The 18,746-nt window shown below is 32.9% G+C and carries 14 protein-coding genes; 8 read left to right on the top strand and 6 right to left on the bottom strand.

The annotated features are described in order from the left end of the window. The first annotated feature begins 69 nt into the window (after positions 1 to 69). The 3 genes from AB3G39_RS14655 to AB3G39_RS14645 all read left to right on the top strand — a co-directional run bounded on the left by AB3G39_RS14655 (position 70) and on the right by AB3G39_RS14645 (position 5,088). Positions 70 to 1,764, top strand: coding sequence for a M23 family metallopeptidase (locus AB3G39_RS14655; RefSeq protein WP_369769444.1), 1,695 nt, complete (start codon positions 70 to 72; stop codon positions 1,762 to 1,764). Between the two features lie 15 nt (positions 1,765 to 1,779). Beyond that, entirely contained in the window at positions 1,780 to 4,248 is a 2,469-nt protein-coding gene (locus AB3G39_RS14650; protein ID WP_369765545.1) for a carboxypeptidase-like regulatory domain-containing protein, read from the top strand. Between the two features lie 117 nt (positions 4,249 to 4,365). Beyond that, positions 4,366 to 5,088, top strand: coding sequence for a hypothetical protein (locus AB3G39_RS14645; protein WP_369753300.1), 723 nt, complete (start codon positions 4,366 to 4,368; stop codon positions 5,086 to 5,088). A 7-nt stretch (positions 5,089 to 5,095) separates the two neighbouring features. Here the strand turns inward: AB3G39_RS14645 and AB3G39_RS14640 are convergent, their stop codons facing one another. The 5 genes from AB3G39_RS14640 to AB3G39_RS14620 all read right to left on the bottom strand — a co-directional run bounded on the left by AB3G39_RS14640 (position 5,096) and on the right by AB3G39_RS14620 (position 11,125). Continuing rightward, a complete protein-coding gene (locus AB3G39_RS14640; protein WP_367757641.1) occupies positions 5,096 to 5,797 on the bottom strand; it encodes a hypothetical protein in 702 nt (233 codons plus the stop codon). 70 nt (positions 5,798 to 5,867) lie between these two features. Beyond that, complete coding sequence (locus tag AB3G39_RS14635; RefSeq protein WP_369765543.1) at positions 5,868 to 7,694, bottom strand: ABC transporter ATP-binding protein; 1,827 nt, start codon at positions 7,692 to 7,694, stop codon at positions 5,868 to 5,870. A gap of 77 nt (positions 7,695 to 7,771) precedes the next feature. Next, entirely contained in the window at positions 7,772 to 9,499 is a 1,728-nt protein-coding gene (locus AB3G39_RS14630; RefSeq protein ID WP_369765542.1) for a phospho-sugar mutase, read from the bottom strand. 130 nt (positions 9,500 to 9,629) lie between these two features. Continuing rightward, entirely contained in the window at positions 9,630 to 10,586 is a 957-nt protein-coding gene (locus tag AB3G39_RS14625; RefSeq protein WP_369765541.1) for a glycosyltransferase family 2 protein, read from the bottom strand. A 5-nt stretch (positions 10,587 to 10,591) separates the two neighbouring features. After that, entirely contained in the window at positions 10,592 to 11,125 is a 534-nt protein-coding gene (locus AB3G39_RS14620) for a DUF4199 domain-containing protein (RefSeq protein ID WP_367773933.1), read from the bottom strand. 244 nt (positions 11,126 to 11,369) lie between these two features. On the opposite strand from AB3G39_RS14620, the gene AB3G39_RS14615 reads away from it, so the two are divergent. The 5 genes from AB3G39_RS14615 to AB3G39_RS14595 all read left to right on the top strand — a co-directional run bounded on the left by AB3G39_RS14615 (position 11,370) and on the right by AB3G39_RS14595 (position 17,983). Further along, the gene (locus tag AB3G39_RS14615) at positions 11,370 to 11,621 is read left to right on the top strand and encodes a type B 50S ribosomal protein L31 (RefSeq protein ID WP_367773935.1); all 252 of its coding nucleotides are present in this window, start codon (positions 11,370 to 11,372) and stop codon (positions 11,619 to 11,621) included. A gap of 148 nt (positions 11,622 to 11,769) precedes the next feature. Next, complete coding sequence (locus AB3G39_RS14610; RefSeq protein WP_367773937.1) at positions 11,770 to 12,945, top strand: GlmU family protein; 1,176 nt, start codon at positions 11,770 to 11,772, stop codon at positions 12,943 to 12,945. A 299-nt stretch (positions 12,946 to 13,244) separates the two neighbouring features. Further along, entirely contained in the window at positions 13,245 to 14,708 is a 1,464-nt protein-coding gene (locus AB3G39_RS14605; protein WP_367773939.1) for an alanine/glycine:cation symporter family protein, read from the top strand. Between the two features lie 167 nt (positions 14,709 to 14,875). Then, positions 14,876 to 16,510, top strand: a complete 1,635-nt coding sequence (locus AB3G39_RS14600; RefSeq protein WP_367757657.1) for an ABC-F family ATP-binding cassette domain-containing protein — start codon at positions 14,876 to 14,878, stop codon at positions 16,508 to 16,510. Between the two features lie 189 nt (positions 16,511 to 16,699). Further along, entirely contained in the window at positions 16,700 to 17,983 is a 1,284-nt protein-coding gene (locus AB3G39_RS14595) for a hypothetical protein (RefSeq protein WP_369765540.1), read from the top strand. A gap of 27 nt (positions 17,984 to 18,010) precedes the next feature. On the opposite strand, the gene AB3G39_RS14590 is transcribed toward AB3G39_RS14595, so the two are convergent. Further along, positions 18,011 to 18,295 carry a GNAT family N-acetyltransferase gene (locus tag AB3G39_RS14590; protein ID WP_367774117.1) on the bottom strand — a complete coding sequence of 95 codons (285 nt, stop codon included), beginning with the start codon at positions 18,293 to 18,295 and terminating at the stop codon, positions 18,011 to 18,013. Positions 18,296 to 18,746 lie beyond the last annotated feature (451 nt).

The following is an 18,746-nucleotide window of genomic DNA, read 5'->3' as shown; positions in this document are numbered from 1 at the left end:
TGGTTACGATTTGTGTTTTTTTATAAAGCGAAAGCAATTAGTTTTTTTACCTTAGCAAAAATGTAAGTCATGAGATTTTTTATTTATTTTCTATTATTTTCGGGTTCTGTTTTTGGACAAAATGAGTATCCAAAAGATTATTTTAGTCTGCCTATAGATATTCCAGTGCAGTTATCTGGTAATTTTGGGGAGCTGAGACCCAATCATTTTCATGCTGGTTTTGATTTTAAAACCTTGCAAAGAGAAGGTTTAGAGGTTCATGCTGTTGCAGATGGGTATGTTTCTAGAATAAAAATTTCCACTTTTGGGAATGGAAAAGCAATTTATATTACGCATCCGAATGGTTTTACTTCGGTATATTGTCACTTGCAAAAAGCAACAGATGAAATTGAGAGTTATATAAAAAAAGGACATTATAAGGAACAAGCTTTTGAGATTGAATTGTTCTTAAAGCCAAATGAACTAACGGTGAAAAAAGGGCAAACAATTGCTCTTTCTGGTAATACAGGTTCTTCGGAAGGGCCCCATTTGCATTTTGAATTTCGCGACAGCAAAACCGAAAAAATTATAAACCCTTTACTGTTTGGTTTTGATAAATACTTAAAGGATACTAAAAAACCACTATTATCAGCTGTTTACGTTTATCCAGTGGATAATAAAACGGTTGTGAATCAATCGAAGCGACCTTTGCTTCTTAATTTATCTCTACAAAAAGACGGTACCTATTTAGCAAATAAAGTGGTTGCAAATGGTAAAATTGGTTTTGGTGTCACCGCGGATGATTATGATAATGTTTCATTTAATAAAAATGGAATTTATAAAGTGCAAACCTATCTTAATGGGAAGCCTACGTTTGGTTATCAATTTGACACCTATTCTTTTGATGAAATGCGTTATGTAAATGCTTTGATTGATTATTCGAGGTATAAAAAAACATCGCAAAGGGTTCAGAAATTATTTATGGTCAATCCTTATAAATTAAGTATTATAAAGACAGATGAGAATAATGGTGTCATAAATGTTGCGCCAAACTTGGCCTCTATTTATCGCATTGAAGTTTCTGATTTTTTTGGAAATAAAAATGTAGTCAACATACCTATTAGTTATGATGTATCGGCAACTATAGTAGATAGGGAACCAGTCGTTTCTAATTATTTTGTAAAAGTGAATAAAGACAATATTTTTTCAAAAAATAATATGTCGGTTTTCTTTCCAGCTGGAACTTTTTTTGAGGATTTTAATATGAACTTTGATGTAAAGGGGGATACTCTGTATCTTCACGACGACTCTGTTCCTGTTTTTTCTAGTTTTACTATTACTATTGAAGACAGTTCTTTTTCTGAGGAGCAAAAAGGAAAAGTTTTTATTGCCGATATTGATAATGGGAGAGTAGGTTATAATGCAACTCAAAGAAAAGATAATGTATTCACTGCCAAAGTGAGATCATTAGGCAAATACGCTTTGAAAATGGATACCGTACCACCAACAATTTCTATTGCGAATCCTATTGAAGGGAAATGGATAAGTGCTCAAAATACGATTCAGCTTTCGATAAATGATTATGGTTCAGGTATAAAATCGTATAATGGATACTTAAACGGAAATTGGATTTTATTTGAATACGACAACAAAACAAAAAAAATCACTCATAATTTTAGTGATGGTGTCGTAGCTGAAGGTGCTAATGATTTAAAAGTGGTGGTGGTAGATAATGTAGGAAATTCAACTACCTTTGAGACTCATTTTTTTAGAAGTCAAAAATAATAATATATCGACAGCTTGAATATCAAAAAAATATTTTTTGTTTGGATTTTATTTTGGACAGGATGGTCTTCTTTTGCTCAAACTTCGCGAGTAAAAGGGGTTATTCTCGATAAGAATAATAAGCCCGTAGATGATGTTAATGTGTTCTGTTCAGGCCGCAGTACTCAGTCTAATGCTCAAGGTTTTTATCTAATTATTATTCCTGCCAATCAAAAAGTAACATTAGTATTTAGCCATGTTTCATTAAAAAAAGCAACACTTTTGCTAATTTTAAAAGAAAATGAAGAACAAGTGTTCAACTTGGTTATGAGTGACCAGCAAGAACAAATGGGGGAGATTATTGTGACTAATAACAATAAGAAGCAGGTTCAAGGAATAACTGTAATTGAACCGGAAATAATTAAGAACATACCAGGAGCTAATGCTGGAATTGAATCAATATTAAAAACACTGCCAGGCGTAAATTCGAATAATGAATTGAGTACTCAGTATGCCGTTCGTGGTGGAAATTATGATGAGAATTTAGTTTATGTCAATGAAATTGAAATTTATCGTCCATTTCTTATTCGTTCCGGTCAGCAAGAAGGATTGAGTTTTACTAATACTGATTTAGTTCAAAATGTAGAATTTTCAGCTGGTGGTTTTCAAGCAAAATTTGGAGATAAATTATCATCCGTTTTAGATATTACCTATCGCAAGCCTACAAAGTTTGGCGCTTCACTTGAAGCTAGTTTTCTTGGCGGAAGCTTATCTGTTGACGCAGTTTCTAAGAATAAAAAGTGGTCGGCAATTACAGGGGTTCGTTATCGAAACAATAGTCTTTTGGTTAAAAGCCAAGATACACAAACCAATTATACTCCAACATTTGCTGATATTCAAACGAATATTAATTATCAGGCTTCGGCCAAATGGCAGTGGAGTTTTCTAGGAAATATTTCACAAAATAAATATGTTTACCAGCCATTAACACGTCAAACTAAATTTGGAACAATAGACAAGCCTATGGCACTGACTGTCTATTATGAAGGGCAAGAAAAAGATCGATATGATACTTATTTTGGTGCTTTTAAATCAACATTTAAAGCTACAGATAAATTAACCCTGAAATTTATTGGGTCTATTTTTCACACTTTGGAACAAGAATATTTTGACATTTTTGCGCAATATCGATTAGGAGCTGTAGACTCGACTATTGGTTCAGATTCGTATGGAGATGTCTCTTATACGGAAGGAATCGGATCCCAACTCAATCATGCTAGAAATGATTTGGACGCTTTGATTGTTAATGCAGAAGTGAAAGGATTTTATGATTGGAAAAAAAATCAATTGGAATGGGGAGCAAAATACACTCGTGAATCAATTCGGGACCGAGTGGTAGAATGGGAAGTCATTGACTCTGCTGGTTTTTCGATTAATCAGCCAATTATTGACCTGCCTAAGAATGACCAGCCCTATTCTTCATATACTGGACCACTAGTTCCTTATCAAAATGTGAGAGCAACTAATTTTAATACAATTAATCGTTTTTCGGGCTATGGGCAATGGAGTAGAAAAGGCAATATTGGACAGACAGAGGTTTGGTTAAATGCAGGTGTTCGTATGCATAGTTGGGACGTTCAAGGTGCATTGGAAAAAGGAAATGACCAGTTTACTGTTAGCCCAAGAGCGCAAATTGCCATTAAACCCTACTGGAAAAAAGATATGGTTTTTAGGGTTTCTGGAGGTGTATATCAGCAACCTCCTTTTTATAGAGAACTTAGGGATGCTGACGGAATAGTGCATCCTAATGTTAAGGCACAACAATCGGTTCATTTTGTAGTAGGAAATGATTTTAGTTTTAAAATGTGGGAACGTCCTTTTAAATTAGTTTCTGAAATGTATTATAAATCACTGACGGATGTAAATACCTATACAATAGACAATGTAAGAATACGTTATGCTGCTTCAAATGTGGCTAAAGGATATGCGCAAGGTTTAGATCTTCGCTTGAATGGAGAATTTGTTCCTGGTACTGAGTCGTGGTTGAGTTTTGGTTATTTAAAAACCGAAGAGAATAGTGAAAATAAAGGGTATATTGCGAGACCAACTGATCAAAGGCTAAAATTTGGAATGCTATTTCAGGATTATATGCCCAATATTCCTAGTGTGAAATTGTATTTGAATTTAGTTTACAATACGGGATTACCAGGAGGTTCTCCTTCGTATGCTGATCCTTATTTGTATCAAAATAGATTGAATGATTATCGCAGAGTAGACATAGGTTTTTCTAAAGTTTTTATTGATAACAATGCTGGAAATCAGTATAAAAATTGGTTTGGGAATTTCAAGGAACTCGCAATAGGATTAGAAATATTTAATTTGTTTAATAATCAAAATGCGATAACGAATACTTGGGTTCGAGATGTGTATTCTAAAAATGAATATGCGATTCCAAATTATATGACCACTAGGGTGTTTAATGTAAAGTTAAGTGCTAAATTATAATGACGAACGGTTGATGTCTTATAGTTATTCGATCAATTTATGACATAAATTGGATTTAATTATAAAAAGCATTTTTAAAATTGATTACATTTGGTTTTATTTTAATAGTACATGATTATGAAAAGATTACATATAGCATTAATAGGCATTTCGGTTTTACTTTTAACAAGTTGTAAAGATGAGGTAGAGAAGCCGAAGGTAATTTATGATTCTGCCAATAAAGGGAAAGAAATGACTAAAGTAGATTCTACTCAAGTCGCGCTTTCTGATTTACCTATTCAAATGGAAGGAACGGATTATTTAATTCATCCTGTGGGAGACTTGCGAGTGTATGAAAGAGGAACGAAAGCACGTTATGGCTCTTCGAGTGTGATCGATTTAAGTTTTACCATTTCTAATTATGGAGAGAATGAAATTACCGGTTATTTGCAAAACTTAAAATTTCAAAAAACAGATTCTGATTCGATTCATGCTTTAACTGATAAGCCTGCTTTGATTTTAACTGCTACTTACCTAAAAGCAGTTTCTGATAGAGCTAAAAAGCAAATTATGGTGTATACCATGTATGACATAGATACCAATAGAGATGGAAAATTAGATACTAGCGATATCAAATCCTTATACCTTAGTGAGATTAGCGGCGCTCGTTTCACTAAAATATCTCCTGATTTTCAGGAATTAATAGACTGGAGTTTAATCGAATCAAAAAACCGTTTGTACTTTAGAACAGTAGAGGATACTAATAAGAATGGACAATTTGATAAAAATGATGTAGTACATTACAATTATGTAGATTTGTCAAACAACGAATGGAAAGTGTCAAGTTATCAGCCAATATAATTAAAAGCTAAATTAAAATATCACTTTCAAGATCTGATTTTTCGATTGTAAAGTTAAAATCAAGTTGCTTTACCAGTTGAATCACTAGATTTTTATACCAATTTTCCGATTTTGGATGTATATAGATTTTTTCAATCAATTGATTGATGTCAACGCTTATTTTTAGCCCATCATTTAAGATGATTTTACTGTCGGCAACATCAGTTATGATGCGCACCTCACGTTCGTACTGAAAGCTTTTTCTTTTAAATAAAAATGGGAAAAACATATCGTCAAAAGGAATGTATTCTTTTTTGTAGTCAATATAATTTACTTCACCAATATACTGTTTGTAATTATTTTCGGGCCCAAGTGCATTTTGTAGTCTCCCTATAGTAGATTGAATGGCTAGTCCTTCACTGTTTTGTGTGAAAATTTGCCACATAGCAAATGATTCATATTCGTTAATATGCCAACTACTAATAGCTACTTTTTCACGATGCGTTTTGTAATATTTTAGAAAATCAGGGTTGTCTATCGATAATCTTTTTATTTCTTCGTATGTAGGTTCACTGAAGGTACCTTCATACTGATCTTCAAATTTATCTGACCGTGACATGAATAGCTTTTTAGACATCAATAAGTCTAAAAACTTGGATAAATCTAAATATTTCCAGACAATAGTGTCAAGGTCTTCGGTAAGATTGATATTTGGGTTACTGTGGTACATTTTTTAATTTAAAGATTTTTAATTTTAATATACTGTAAATCCTTAAATCAAATTTAGTGATTTAAGTGCATCATTCAAAAGATTGCATAGTTACCAATTTGTTATACATACCATTTAAAGCAATAAGTTCTTCATGTTTACCTTGTTCAACAATTTTTCCCTTTTGCATTACCACAATTAGATCTGCTTTTTGAATGGTTGAAAGACGGTGTGCAATAACTATCGAAGTTCGGTTTTGCATCATGTTTTCTAGAGCAACTTGTACGAATTTTTCGCTTTCAGTATCCAATGCTGATGTCGCTTCATCCAAAATCATGATTGGAGGGTTTTTCAATACCGCTCTCGCAATCGATAAACGTTGTTTTTGACCACCAGAAAGTTTGTTTCCGCTGTCTCCTATATTCGTATGTATTCCTTTTGGTAAATCTTGTACAAATTCATACGCATTGGCAATTTTCAGCGCTTCAATGATTTCATCATTTGTAGCGTCTAATTTTCCTAGTGAAATGTTTGCTTTTATAGTGTCATTAAACAAAATGCTATCTTGAGTAACTAATCCCATTAAACCTCGCAAAGACTGAAGATTCATGTCTTTAATATTAATACCGTCAATGTCTATTGTACCGTCGTTTACATCATAAAAACGAGTCAGCAAATTGGCAATGGTACTTTTTCCACTTCCAGATTGTCCAACAAGCGCTACTGTTTGCCCTTTTTTTACTTGTAGTGAAAAGTCTTTTAATACAATTTCATCTTCGTATTTGAAATTGATGTTTTTGATAGAAATATTCGATTCAAATGTATTTTTTTCTACTGCGTCTTTTTTACTTTTAATAGCATTTTCTTGTTCTAAGATTTCCAAAATTCTATCGGCTGCGGCATTCCCTTTTTTGATGCTATAAGATGCTTTTGAGATTGATTTTGCTGGAGTTAAAATGTTATATGCTAATCCCATATAAGCAATAAAAGAAGCGCCGTTTAAGGTTTTTTCGATCAAAACCATATTTCCTCCATACCATAATAAAATAGCAATAACCATAATTCCCATAAATTCACTCATTGGTGAAGCTAGGTTTTGTCGGTTGCCAATGCTGTTTGATAATTTAAAAAAGCGTTGTGTAGATGCTGTGAATATTTGATTAAAGTACTTTTCAGAATTGTATCCTTTTACTACTTTCAATCCGCCCAGTGTTTCTTCGATAGTCGATAAAAATACTCCTTGTTCTTCTTGTGCTTTAGTAGATTGTTTTTTTAACTGTTTTCCAATAAGGGAAATGACATAACCAGATACGGGAATAAAAATAAATACAAACAAGGTCAATTTAGTACTTATGGTAAGCATTGCAATTATCGTAAATACAATCGTTAATGGCTCTTTTACTGCAAGTTCTAAAATAGATAAGAAAGAAGTTTGTACCTCATTGACATCAGCTGATATTCTTGAAATAACATCTCCTTTTCTTTTCTCAGAGAAAAAAGCCAAAGGCAAATCGATCGTTTTTTTGTACATCGCATTACGCATGTCTTTCAAGATTCCATTTCTTAAAAAGGTAATAAAAAACAAGGCTAGATAATCACTCAAGTTTTTTAGTAAAAAGATCGAGATAATCACGGCAACCATAATGGATAGGGTGTGACCTACACCAAGAGTATCGGTGGTATTGGTAATATAATAACTTAAATAATCCTCAGCAAATTGTTTGAATTCACCAATTCCAGTATAAGTGGGTTCGACAGTATTTCTTTTTGTTTGGTCAAATAAGACCTGCATCATGGGGATCAATGACATAAAAGAAAGCGTGCTGAAAAGTGCATATAAAACATTAAAAAAAATGTTGAGATAGGCGTACTTTTTATAAGGAATTACAAAAGAAAATATTTTTTTAAAATTATTCATTTAAGTTTTTTTTACCATTAAGACCCGACAAATTTTAAAGCCTGTCGGGTCTGTGAGAAAAATGGAGTTGTATACAATTAGTTCAATTGCATCGCTGCAATAATATTTTTTATTTTTTCATTCAATGAAGCTTCTACTTTATCGAAGTTTTCAACAGCATCTAGTTCTGTATTTACACTGATGTAGAATTTTATTTTAGGTTCGGTTCCACTTGGTCTAGCGCAAATTTTAGATCCATCTTCAGTGTAATAAATTAATACATCTGCTTTTGGCATATCCATGATATCTTCTTCGCCTGTAAGTAAGTTTTTGGCAACAGATGATTTGTAATCTTCTAACATGATTACTCTTTGTCCATTAATTTCTTTAACTGGATTCTCACGCATAGAAACCATCATTTGATTGATTTCGGCTAAACCTTCCATCCCTTTTTTAGTGATAGAAATCAAATGTTCTTTGTAAAAACCGTGTTCTACATAAAGTTGTAGTAATTCTTTATAAACAGTGCTTCCTTTTTCTTTTGCTTGCGCTGCCACTTCGCATATTAATAAAGTAGCTGCAACAGCATCTTTATCACGAACAGCATCACCAACCATGTATCCAAAACTTTCCTCTCCACCACCAATGAATTGTAGTTCAGGGAAATCTTTTATCATTTTGGCAATCCATTTAAAACCAGTCAAACCTACTTTAAATTGTACACCATAAGCCGATGCCAATTCCATAATCATAGGAGTAGAAACAATTGTAGAACCTACAAATTGTTTTCCATTGATTTTTCCTGCTTTTTTCCATTGTTCTAGTAAAAATGCAGTCATCAAAATCATTGTTTGATTTCCATTCAGCAAAGTCATTTTGCCTTCATTATCACGAACAGCAACACCCAATCTATCGCAATCTGGATCAGTTCCTATTACAATATCAGAATTTGTTTTGTCTGCTAATGCTAATGCCATTGCTAATGCTTCTGGTTCTTCTGGATTAGGAGATTTTACCGTTGGGAAATCACCATTTGGAACTCTTTGTTCCTCAACAATATGTACATTTGGATAACCAGCTTGCTCGAAAGTATCGGGAACAAGAGTGATTGATGTACCGTGTAAAGAAGTAAATACGATATTTAAATTTTCTTTGGCAACAGCCGAAGTACCAAAACTCGCATTTTCGATAGTCGATTTAATAAAAGCGGCGTCAACTTCAGTATCTATATATTCTATCAAATCTTCATTTGCAGTAAATTTGATTTGGTTGTAATTTAAATTCTCAATAACATTGATGATTCCCTCATCTTCCGGTGGGACAATTTGGCCACCATCTTCCCAATACACTTTGTATCCATTGTATTCAGGTGGATTGTGAGAAGCAGTAAGGACAATTCCGCATTGGCAACCTAAATGTTTAAGTGCAAATGACAGTTCTGGTGTTGGTCTTAAACTTGAAAACAAATAAACATGAATTCCATTTGCCGAGAAAACATCAGCAACCACCTTAGCAAGTGTATCACTATTATGACGACAGTCATACGCAATAACCGCTTTTATAGGTTGGTTAGGAAATGAAGTATGTAAATAATCCGAAAGCCCTTGAGTACTTTTTCCAAGTGTATATTTATTGATACGGTTATTTCCTACGCCCATAACACCGCGCATTCCGCCGGTTCCGAATTCAAGACTTTTATAAAAACTCTCTTCTAGTTCCTTAGGTGATGTCGCCATCATTTCTTTAATAGCTTCTTGAGTCGTGTTGTCAAATGTTGGTGTTAACCATTCATTCACAGCATCTAGAATGTTTTGTTTAATATCCATATTTTAGTTTTTAGTTTTAGTTTTAAAAGAGCTCTTTTTTTTTGGAGCTACATCCTGCTATTCGTTTCAATCTTTATGTTTTTAAAGGAAAAACATAAAGGATTTTCACTGCTATCAGGGCTAGGTCCTATTATAAATTAACTTGACTAGATATTTTATAACGTCCCTCGTTGCTTTTTGTACGCAAAATAATTTCGCCCAGAAAACCAGCCAAAAACAGCTGAGTTCCCAAAACCATTGTTGTTAAAGCAATAAAAAACCATGGATTATCAGTCACTAAACTATAACGCATGTTATTGTACATATGGTATAGTTTTGATATTCCAATATAACCAGCAAGCATGAAACCAATGATGAACATCAATGAACCCATCGCTCCAAATAAATGCATTGGTCTTTTCCCAAATCGAGATAGAAACCAAATAGTAATTAAATCTAGGAAACCATTAATAAAACGCTCCATTCCAAATTTAGTCTCACCATATTTTCTAGCTTGGTGTTGCACCACTTTTTCGCCAATTTTTCCAAAACCAGCATTCTTTGCCAGAACGGGAATATAGCGGTGCATTTCACCCGAAACTTCAATGTTTTTTACTACAATGTTTTTGTATGCTTTCAATCCACAATTGAAATCATTCAATTCCACACCCGAAGTTTTTCTAGCGGCCCAATTGAATAATTTAGATGGAAGATTTTTTGCAACGACTGAATCGTAGCGTTTCTTTTTCCAACCGGAAACCAAATCAAAATTTTGACTAGTTATCATATTATATAGACCTGGAATTTCTTCTGGACTATCTTGTAAATCGGCATCCATCGTAATGATAACATCTCCTTGAGCTTTAGCAAACCCAGCATGTAAAGCCTGTGATTTACCAAAATTTCTCATGAAACGAATTCCTTTTACATTAGAGTTTTCGGTAGCAAATTGCTCTATAATTGACCAAGAGTTATCTGTACTTCCATCATCTAGAAAAATAATTTCATAAGTATAATTGTTTGCCTGCATCACTTTTATGATCCAAGTGTACAATTCAGTAAGCGATTCCTCTTCGTTGAGAAGGGGTATGAGTATGGATAAATTCATTTATGTTATTCTTGTGATGTCGATTTTGATTTAAAAAAGGCGGCCATAATTAAACCAAAGATGGTAATGAAAACTATATTTGTAAGTGATCCTTTTAATAATCCTACTATAGAGAACTGATCGTTTTCTTGCAAGTTCTTTATTGCCTCATTCACTGTAGATGCTGGAGCATTAAATTTAGCCATAGTTTTTACCATATATTTAATGGTCAATTCTTTTATAGCATCTTTAGCCGACGGATCTATAAAGTTAAACAAGATGATATTGAAAGTTAATGAAATTAAGATACCTATTAAAGCTGAAATAAAATAAGTTGTAAAGGCGTCTTTAAAGGTAAGTATACCGTTTAGGTCTTTTTTTGTTTTCGAAAGTAAAACTATCGCAATAACAAGATAAAAAGCCATGCTTAATAAACCTACCCACCAAGAAGTAAATAATTCTAAATCAATAGTGTATATTAAGGTTGTGATTAATGCTGAACCAATACCTGTTATTACTCCAAAAGTGACCCCGTTTTTTTTAATGGTTTCATTAATCATTAGTTTTCATTTTTTATAAATTAATTCACAAATATAGTAATTCCCAATTTATTCAAGAGCAAAAAAAGTTTTTTACTATTTTATAAAAAAAAGGAAGCAAAGAATTGTTTATTGAAAAATAATTGTAAATTTGCAAACTCAAAATAACAGAATAAAATAAAAAGTTATAATGAATTTATACCTTTCCTGTTAAAAGGAAAGCTTCAAAAGGAGTTATAGCCAAACAAATAAAAAGAATTACAAGATGAAAAAAGGTGTACACCCAGAAAATTACAGATTAGTTGCTTTTAAAGACATGTCTAACGAAGACGTTTTTATTACTAAATCTACAGCAGATACAAGAGAAACAATTACAGTTGATGGTGTTGAATACCCAGTTGTAAAAATGGAGATCTCTAGAACGTCTCACCCTTTTTACACAGGTAAAAACAAACTTATCGATACTGCAGGACGTATTGACAAGTTCAAAACTAAATACGCTAAACACGTTAAATAATTTTAACTTGTTTTCAATTATACTAAAGCCTTCCATTTCGGGAGGCTTTTTTATTGATATAAATTGGGATGGATAAGAGGTAAACTTGTTAATGAAACCAATAAAAACTTTGTAACTTTGGTCCTTTGTAACTTTGAAACTTTATAAAATGAATTACATACTTTTTGACGGGCCTGCTCGTAATGCTTTATTGCCTTTTACATTTACTCGCCCCGTTGCTGATATTCTTATTGGAATCATGACGATACGTCAAAAATGGGAAATGCATTTGGGATCAACCACCACTACTTTGACTGAGGAATATTTATCTGAAAAATATCCAATGGTAGAATTAGAAGAAAATGTGATGATTAATGCTTCTTTTATTCCGAATCCAGTTTTAGTGGAAATGATTTATAATCTAGAAGCAAATCAAGCGATTTTTAAAGGGGATGAAGTAATCGCTTTTTATACACATGAAAATCAAGAAGAAGTAGATTTTGATTCCTATGAAGTTTTTGAATATGAAGAAGAATGCTTGACTGTCATGAATACTTGGGATATTTTTTCAAAAAATGATGCTTCTATTCGGGAAGATTTTGAATTCTTGACAGAAGATAGAAAATCACAACCCATTCCAAAAAGTGTCAATGTAATCGCTCCAGAAAATATTTTTATCGAAGAAGGGGCTAAGTTGGAGTTTGTAACGCTTAATGCTTCAACGGGTCCTATATATATAGGTAAGGATTCTTTAATTATGGAAGGATCTGTAATTCGTGGTCCTTTTGCTTTATGTGAAGGCGCAGTTGTAAAGATGGCAGCTAAAATTTATGGTGCCACTACTGTAGGATCAAACTCTAAAGTAGGAGGGGAAATCAATAATTCAGTATTATTTCCTAATTCTAATAAAGGACATGATGGTTTCTTAGGAAATTCTGTTTTAGGGGAATGGTGTAATATTGGTGCTGATAGTAATAATTCGAATCTAAAAAATAATTACGAAGAGGTGCGTTTGTGGAGTTATGAAACGGAAGGCTTTGCTAAAACGGGACTTCAATTTTGTGGTTTGATAATGGGTGATCATAGTAAATGTGGTATTAATACCATGTTTAATACGGGAACTGTTATTGGTGTAAGTGCTAATATTTTTGGAAGTGGATTTCCTCGTAATTTTGTGCCTAGTTTTTCTTGGGGAGGAGCTTCTGGTTTTACAACTTACATCACTAAAAAAGCTTTTGAAACGGCTCGTTTAGTCATGAGTCGCAGAAATATTGATTTTGATGAAAAAGAAGCGGCTATATTAGAACATGTTTTTGAAGAAACTAAAAAATGGAGAAAAGAATAACTTTTTTACTAATTACTTTAAAGGCCTTATCAATTTAGATAAGGCCTTTTTTTTGGGCTTCATTATGGTATTTTATGATAATCATTTTTGTATGTGATGGGTTAGCGTTAAAATGTTAAATTATATATAAAATTATCGTTTTAAATTTCAACTTGATTTTTAGATAAATAATTAGTTTTTGCCGTTTTTTATGGCTTTAAGCTAGTTTTTTTTATCTATATGTTTTAGTTTTATCAAAAAATAGGAGTAAAACGATTGTTTTATTGATTTTTTAATAATTATTAATCTAAAATAAATATATGGAAGAGATTATTGGCGTGTTAAATGATATTGTATGGAGTAATGCTTTAATTGTTCTCTGTTTAGGAACGGGACTCTATTTTTCTTTAAGAACTCGTTTTTTACAAGTTCGTCATATACGTGAAATGTTTCGCTTGTTGTTTGATGGCGAAAGCTCAGAGTCAGGCGTGTCTTCTTTTCAAGCTTTATCAATGTCTTTGGCTGGTAGAGTAGGTACTGGAAATATCGCAGGTGTAGCGACCGCAATTGCCTTTGGTGGTCCAGGTGCTATGTTTTGGATGTGGATGGTAGCGTTCTTAGGTGCTAGTACGGCATTTGTTGAAGCGACTTTGGCGCAAATTTATAAAGAAAAGCATTTAGGTCAGTTTCGTGGAGGTCCCGCTTTTTATATTGAAAGAGGATTAGGAGTAAAATGGTTTGGTATTTTATTCGCAGTGGTTTCGGTAATCTCTGCAGGTTTATTACTGCCGGGGGTTCAAGCAAACTCTGTTGCTGATGGAATTCAAAATGCATTTCAATTAGATACTTGGATTTCTGGAGTTGCAGTGGCTATTATATTTGGGCTGATTGTATTTGGTGGAGTAAAAAGAATAGCTAAATTTACAGAGTATGTTGTGCCTATTATGGCAATTGGTTATATTTTAATCGTATTAGTTATCATTGCAATTGATTATGATCAACTTCCTGGAGTAATTTCATTAGTTTTCAAAAGTGCTTTTAATATGGAAGCTGGTTTTGGAGCTGTTTTTGGTCTTGCAGTACAATGGGGAGTTAAAAGAGGAATTTATTCTAATGAAGCGGGACAAGGTACGGCGCCACATATTGCTGCAGCTGCCAATGTTTCGCACCCTACAAAACAAGGATTAGTTCAATCTTTTTCGGTATATATTGATACTTTATTAGTGTGTTCAGCTACTGGTTTTATGTTGTTAATAACAGGAAAATACAATGTTCAAAATCCTGCTTTTGGAACGAGTGGTGCTTCAGAGTTTTTATACAATGGGGCGCAAAATGTAACAGTAGGTCCAGGATTTACGCAAAGTGCTATGGATAGTGTTTTTCCAGGTTTTGGGTCTTATTTTGTTGCAATAGCGTTATTTTTCTTCGCTTTCACTACTATTTTGGCTTATTATTATATTGCTGAAACAAATATTTCTTATTTAACAAGAAACTTAAAATCACCTATTTATACTCATTTATTAAAATTAGTTATGATGTTGGTTATTATGTATGGTTCCATAAATCAAGCAAAACTAGCTTGGGATATTGGAGATTTAGGAGTAGGATTAATGGCTTGGTTTAATATTATAGCGATTATTCTTTTGCAAAAACCAGCATTGGCCGCATTGAAAGATTATGAAAAACAAAAAAAGGAGGGTAAAGATCCTGTTTTTGATCCTGAAGATATCGGAGTTTATAATGCACATATTTGGCATACCATTAATAAAAAGAAAGAAGAGTAATAATTCATAATTTATTTTGAGAGCTTCTAGAGATAAGAATTTGATTCTGTTTCTAGAAGCTTTCATTTTATAATAAACCGATTAGTTATTTACTCTATCTTTGCACTTTTAAAAAATAACTCGGTTTTCAAATTGATGAGCAACCGAATCAAGAAATCTATATTACAATGATTACAGTTAATGATATTTCAGTACAGTTTGGTGGTACTACACTTTTTAGCGATGTTTCATTTGCTATAAATGAAAATGATAAAATTGCCCTTATGGGTAAAAATGGAGCAGGAAAATCAACGCTTCTTAAAATTATTGCAGGACAAAGCAAACCTTCTACAGGAAATATTTCGGCACCAAAAGATGCTGTTGTAGCTTATTTACCGCAGCATTTATTGACAACGGATGGTGCTACTGTAATGGAAGAAACTTCAAAGGCATTTGGAGAAATTTTTGGTATGAAAGCGGAAATTGATGAAATCAATGAGCAATTGACTATTCGTACGGATTATGAAAGTGATGCCTACATGAAATTGATCGAAAGAGTTTCTGACTTGAGCGAGAAATTTTATGCGATTGAAGAGGTGAATTATGAAGCGGAGGTAGAGAAAATATTAACGGGTTTAGGATTTGAAAGAGAAGATTTCAATCGACAAACTTCTGAGTTTTCAGGAGGATGGAGAATGCGTATTGAACTAGCTAAAATCCTTTTACAAAAGCCAGATTTAATTTTGCTAGATGAACCTACCAATCACATGGATATTGAAAGTATCCAATGGTTAGAGGATTTCTTGATTAATTCGGCCAAAGCGGTTGTGGTGATTTCTCACGATAGAGCCTTCGTAGATAATATCACGAATCGTACTATTGAAGTAACCATGGGACGTATCTATGATTATAAAGCCAAGTATTCTCATTATTTAGAATTGAGAAAAGACCGTCGCATGCACCAACAAAAGGCATATGATGAACAACAACGTATGATTGCTGACAATAGAACTTTTATTGATCGTTTTAAAGGAACTTTTTCTAAAACGGATGCCGTTCAATCACGTGTAAAGATGTTAGAGAAATTAGTTATAGTGCAGGTGGATGAAGTAGATACTTCGGCATTAAAATTAAAGTTTCCTGCTGCAGTTCGTTCAGGTCAATATCCTGTAATCGTAAAAGACTTATCAAAAGCATATGGAGATCATGTTGTTTTCAAAGATGCTAATATTGTTATTGAAAGAGGTCAAAAAGTGGCTTTTGTAGGTAAAAATGGGGAAGGAAAATCAACCATGATTAAAGCCATCATGAAAGAAATTGGTATTGATGGAGGAAATCTTGAAATTGGACATAATGCGCAAATTGGTTATTTTGCACAAAACCAAGCATCCTTATTAAATGAAAATGCTACTATTTTTGAAACGATAGATGATATAGCTGTTGGTGATGTTAGAACTAAGATTAAAGATATTTTAGGTGCATTTATGTTTCATGGTGATGATGTAACTAAGAAAGTGAAAGTACTTTCAGGTGGAGAGAAAACACGTTTAGCAATGATAAAATTATTGTTGGAGCCAGTGAATTTATTGATTTTGGATGAGCCTTCTAATCACTTGGACATGAAAACTAAGGATATTATTAAAGATGCGCTTCGTGATTTTGATGGAACATTAATTTTGGTTTCGCATGACCGTGATTTCTTAGATGGATTAGCAACAAAAGTTTTCGAATTTGGAAACAAGAGAGTAGTGGAGCATTTTGAAGATATTACAGGATTCTTAGCTAATAAGAAAATGGAAAGTATGAGAGAAATTGAGAAGTAGAATATATTAAGTTCTACTTTCTTAAAACAGCTATAAAACAAAAAAGCATACGAATAGTACGTATGCTTTTTTGTTTTATAGCTGTTTTTGTATTAGTCTAAAAATTAGTTAAATATATATAAATCAACTAATTGGAATTTATTTTTTGTAACTTGTTCTATGTATTTGTACATAGCAAAAAGAACAGTCATGAAAAAATTTGTTTTGAAATGGGTAGTTATAGCAACTTGCTTTTGGAGTTGTTCCTTGCTTTCGCAAACTGGAAACGAAATGATTGCTTTGGGTATGCCTGGAGATAATCTAAATCTTTATGCTGTTTTGGATGTTTTTCAACAATCTAAAACATTGGAGGAATTTGAAAGAACGCTCAATTCGCAAAACTCCAATATTAATAACTTGGATTTGAATAATGATAATATAATAGATTATATATCTGTAATTAGCTTTAATCAAGGAGGTTTTCATTCTATTGTTCTTAGGGTTTCTATAAATAGTTATGAATATCAAGATGTAGCTGTGATTGAAGTGAGTAAAAATAATCAGGGCAATGTTGTAGTTCAAATCATTGGTGATGAAGCATTGTATGGTAAAAATTATGTTTTGGAACCATCCGTAAGGGTAGTTTCCGAAACTCCAAATCCTGGTTATATAGGTAATAAAACCATAGTTGCGCCTAATTATGTATATGGAAATGGGATTGTTTATATTTCAGATTGGCCCATAATTATGTATCTGTATTCTCCGTTATTCTCCATTTATGTTTCCCCATGGCATTGGGGGTATTTTCCGTCGTACTGGTCCCCATGGTCTCCTATTTTATATTACAACTATTGGAGCTTTCATAATCATTATTATGAAAGTCAATTTTATCACAGAGCGTCTTATATTAGATTTCCTTCACATCATTCCTATTATTTAAGAAGAAGAACAACCTCTTCTGTAGTTACTAGAAATAGAGAAAGAGGAACGTACGATAGAACGTATGAAGGAAGAAATTATAGAAGGCCCGTTGCGCCACCCAGAGCGACAAGAAGTGATATAAGAAGAGAAAGTAGAGAATCAATAAGACAGCAAGCGCAGCCTTCAACTAGAGCACAAGCTAATCCATCTATAAGGAGAGAAAAAGGAGAGGCGACTAGACAGCAAGCGCAGCCTTCAACTAGAGCACAAGCTAATCCATCTATAAGGAGAGAAAATGGAGAGTCGACTAGACAGCAGACGCAACCCACAACGAGACCACAAACGAATCCATCTATAAGAAGGGAAAATGGAGAATCGACTAGACGGCAAACGCAACCCACAACAAGACGGAAAACGAGTCCAACTATAAGAAGAGAAAATAGGGGGTTAATACAGCAAGGTCAATCCTCAGTAATTCCCCAGTCAAGATCGTCTATAAGACAATCTGAGCGACAATCAGCTAGAGTAACAAGGCAGTCTAATCGTTCTAACAGACAAAAAAGCCGTCCGTAAAATTAATTTGAATTTAAAAATACTGTTTTATAGTCTAATTCCTGGGGGAAGTAACTCTTTGTATTCAGGGTTTTTCTTGAAAAAAACAACTATTTTAGGAAGAATGGGAACGACTTTTAATTTTCGTTCAATAGCAATTGCCATAATTTCTGAAAGAAATTGCGCAATAAATTCTTCGTTTTCAAATTGATCAGGAGTGTTTATTTTTGTTAAAAATATTTTTTTCTCTTGAAAGGAATATTCTACGGAAATCAATCCTTGGTCTAGCGTAGTTTCAAATTGTCTTGCAAATGTATTGTCTTTGATTTCCATGATGATAGCTTGATCCATATAATATATTAAAAAAGTTATAGATAGGATAGTTATTATCCATAGTCTCAATTTTGGGTATTCTTATTTATTTCGACCAGAGGTTTTTTATTATTAATTTCAAATACATTGAAATTAATAATTCCGATGGTTTCTTTTTTATATTTAATCGTCGATTACAGTTTTATTTTAATTATAAATAAACAAGTGCCTTTTTTTTTTACCCTCAAAGTGTAAGTTGTAGGTGTGATACTCTAAATGAAGTCTAAATAAAAAAAATAGTTTCTGATAAAGTCATAAAGAGTTTTAATTTTTTGACTTTAGGGGAGACGTTGTTTACAAAGGTATTGATTTGATAGTCAATATCAAATGATTTTTAAATGTATCTTAAGTTTCGTTTTATTTATTCGAAAAAAAAACAAATTTGAATCTTTAGGATTAGATGCTGCTTGTT

It is taken from the genome of Flavobacterium sp. WC2416 (assembly GCF_041200095.1).
Taxonomy (GTDB): Bacteria; Bacteroidota; Bacteroidia; order Flavobacteriales; family Flavobacteriaceae; genus Flavobacterium.
Note: the sequence above shows the minus strand (reverse complement) of the source record. Positions and strands in the feature narration are given on the sequence as shown.

Coding starts and splice junctions, on each gene's coding strand:
- AB3G39_RS14655 (WP_369769444.1), top strand. CDS start 70: ATGAGATTTTTTATTTATTTTCTATTATTTTCGGGTTCTGTTTTTGGA.
- AB3G39_RS14645 (WP_369753300.1), top strand. CDS start 4,366: ATGAAAAGATTACATATAGCATTAATAGGCATTTCGGTTTTACTTTTA.
- AB3G39_RS14640 (WP_367757641.1), bottom strand. CDS start 5,797: ATGTACCACAGTAACCCAAATATCAATCTTACCGAAGACCTTGACACT.
- AB3G39_RS14635 (WP_369765543.1), bottom strand. CDS start 7,694: ATGAATAATTTTAAAAAAATATTTTCTTTTGTAATTCCTTATAAAAAG.
- AB3G39_RS14630 (WP_369765542.1), bottom strand. CDS start 9,499: ATGGATATTAAACAAAACATTCTAGATGCTGTGAATGAATGGTTAACA.
- AB3G39_RS14625 (WP_369765541.1), bottom strand. CDS start 10,586: ATGAATTTATCCATACTCATACCCCTTCTCAACGAAGAGGAATCGCTT.
- AB3G39_RS14620 (WP_367773933.1), bottom strand. CDS start 11,125: ATGATTAATGAAACCATTAAAAAAAACGGGGTCACTTTTGGAGTAATA.
- AB3G39_RS14615 (WP_367773935.1), top strand. CDS start 11,370: ATGAAAAAAGGTGTACACCCAGAAAATTACAGATTAGTTGCTTTTAAA.
- AB3G39_RS14610 (WP_367773937.1), top strand. CDS start 11,770: ATGAATTACATACTTTTTGACGGGCCTGCTCGTAATGCTTTATTGCCT.
- AB3G39_RS14605 (WP_367773939.1), top strand. CDS start 13,245: ATGGAAGAGATTATTGGCGTGTTAAATGATATTGTATGGAGTAATGCT.
- AB3G39_RS14600 (WP_367757657.1), top strand. CDS start 14,876: ATGATTACAGTTAATGATATTTCAGTACAGTTTGGTGGTACTACACTT.
- AB3G39_RS14595 (WP_369765540.1), top strand. CDS start 16,700: ATGAAAAAATTTGTTTTGAAATGGGTAGTTATAGCAACTTGCTTTTGG.
- AB3G39_RS14590 (WP_367774117.1), bottom strand. CDS start 18,295: ATGGAAATCAAAGACAATACATTTGCAAGACAATTTGAAACTACGCTA.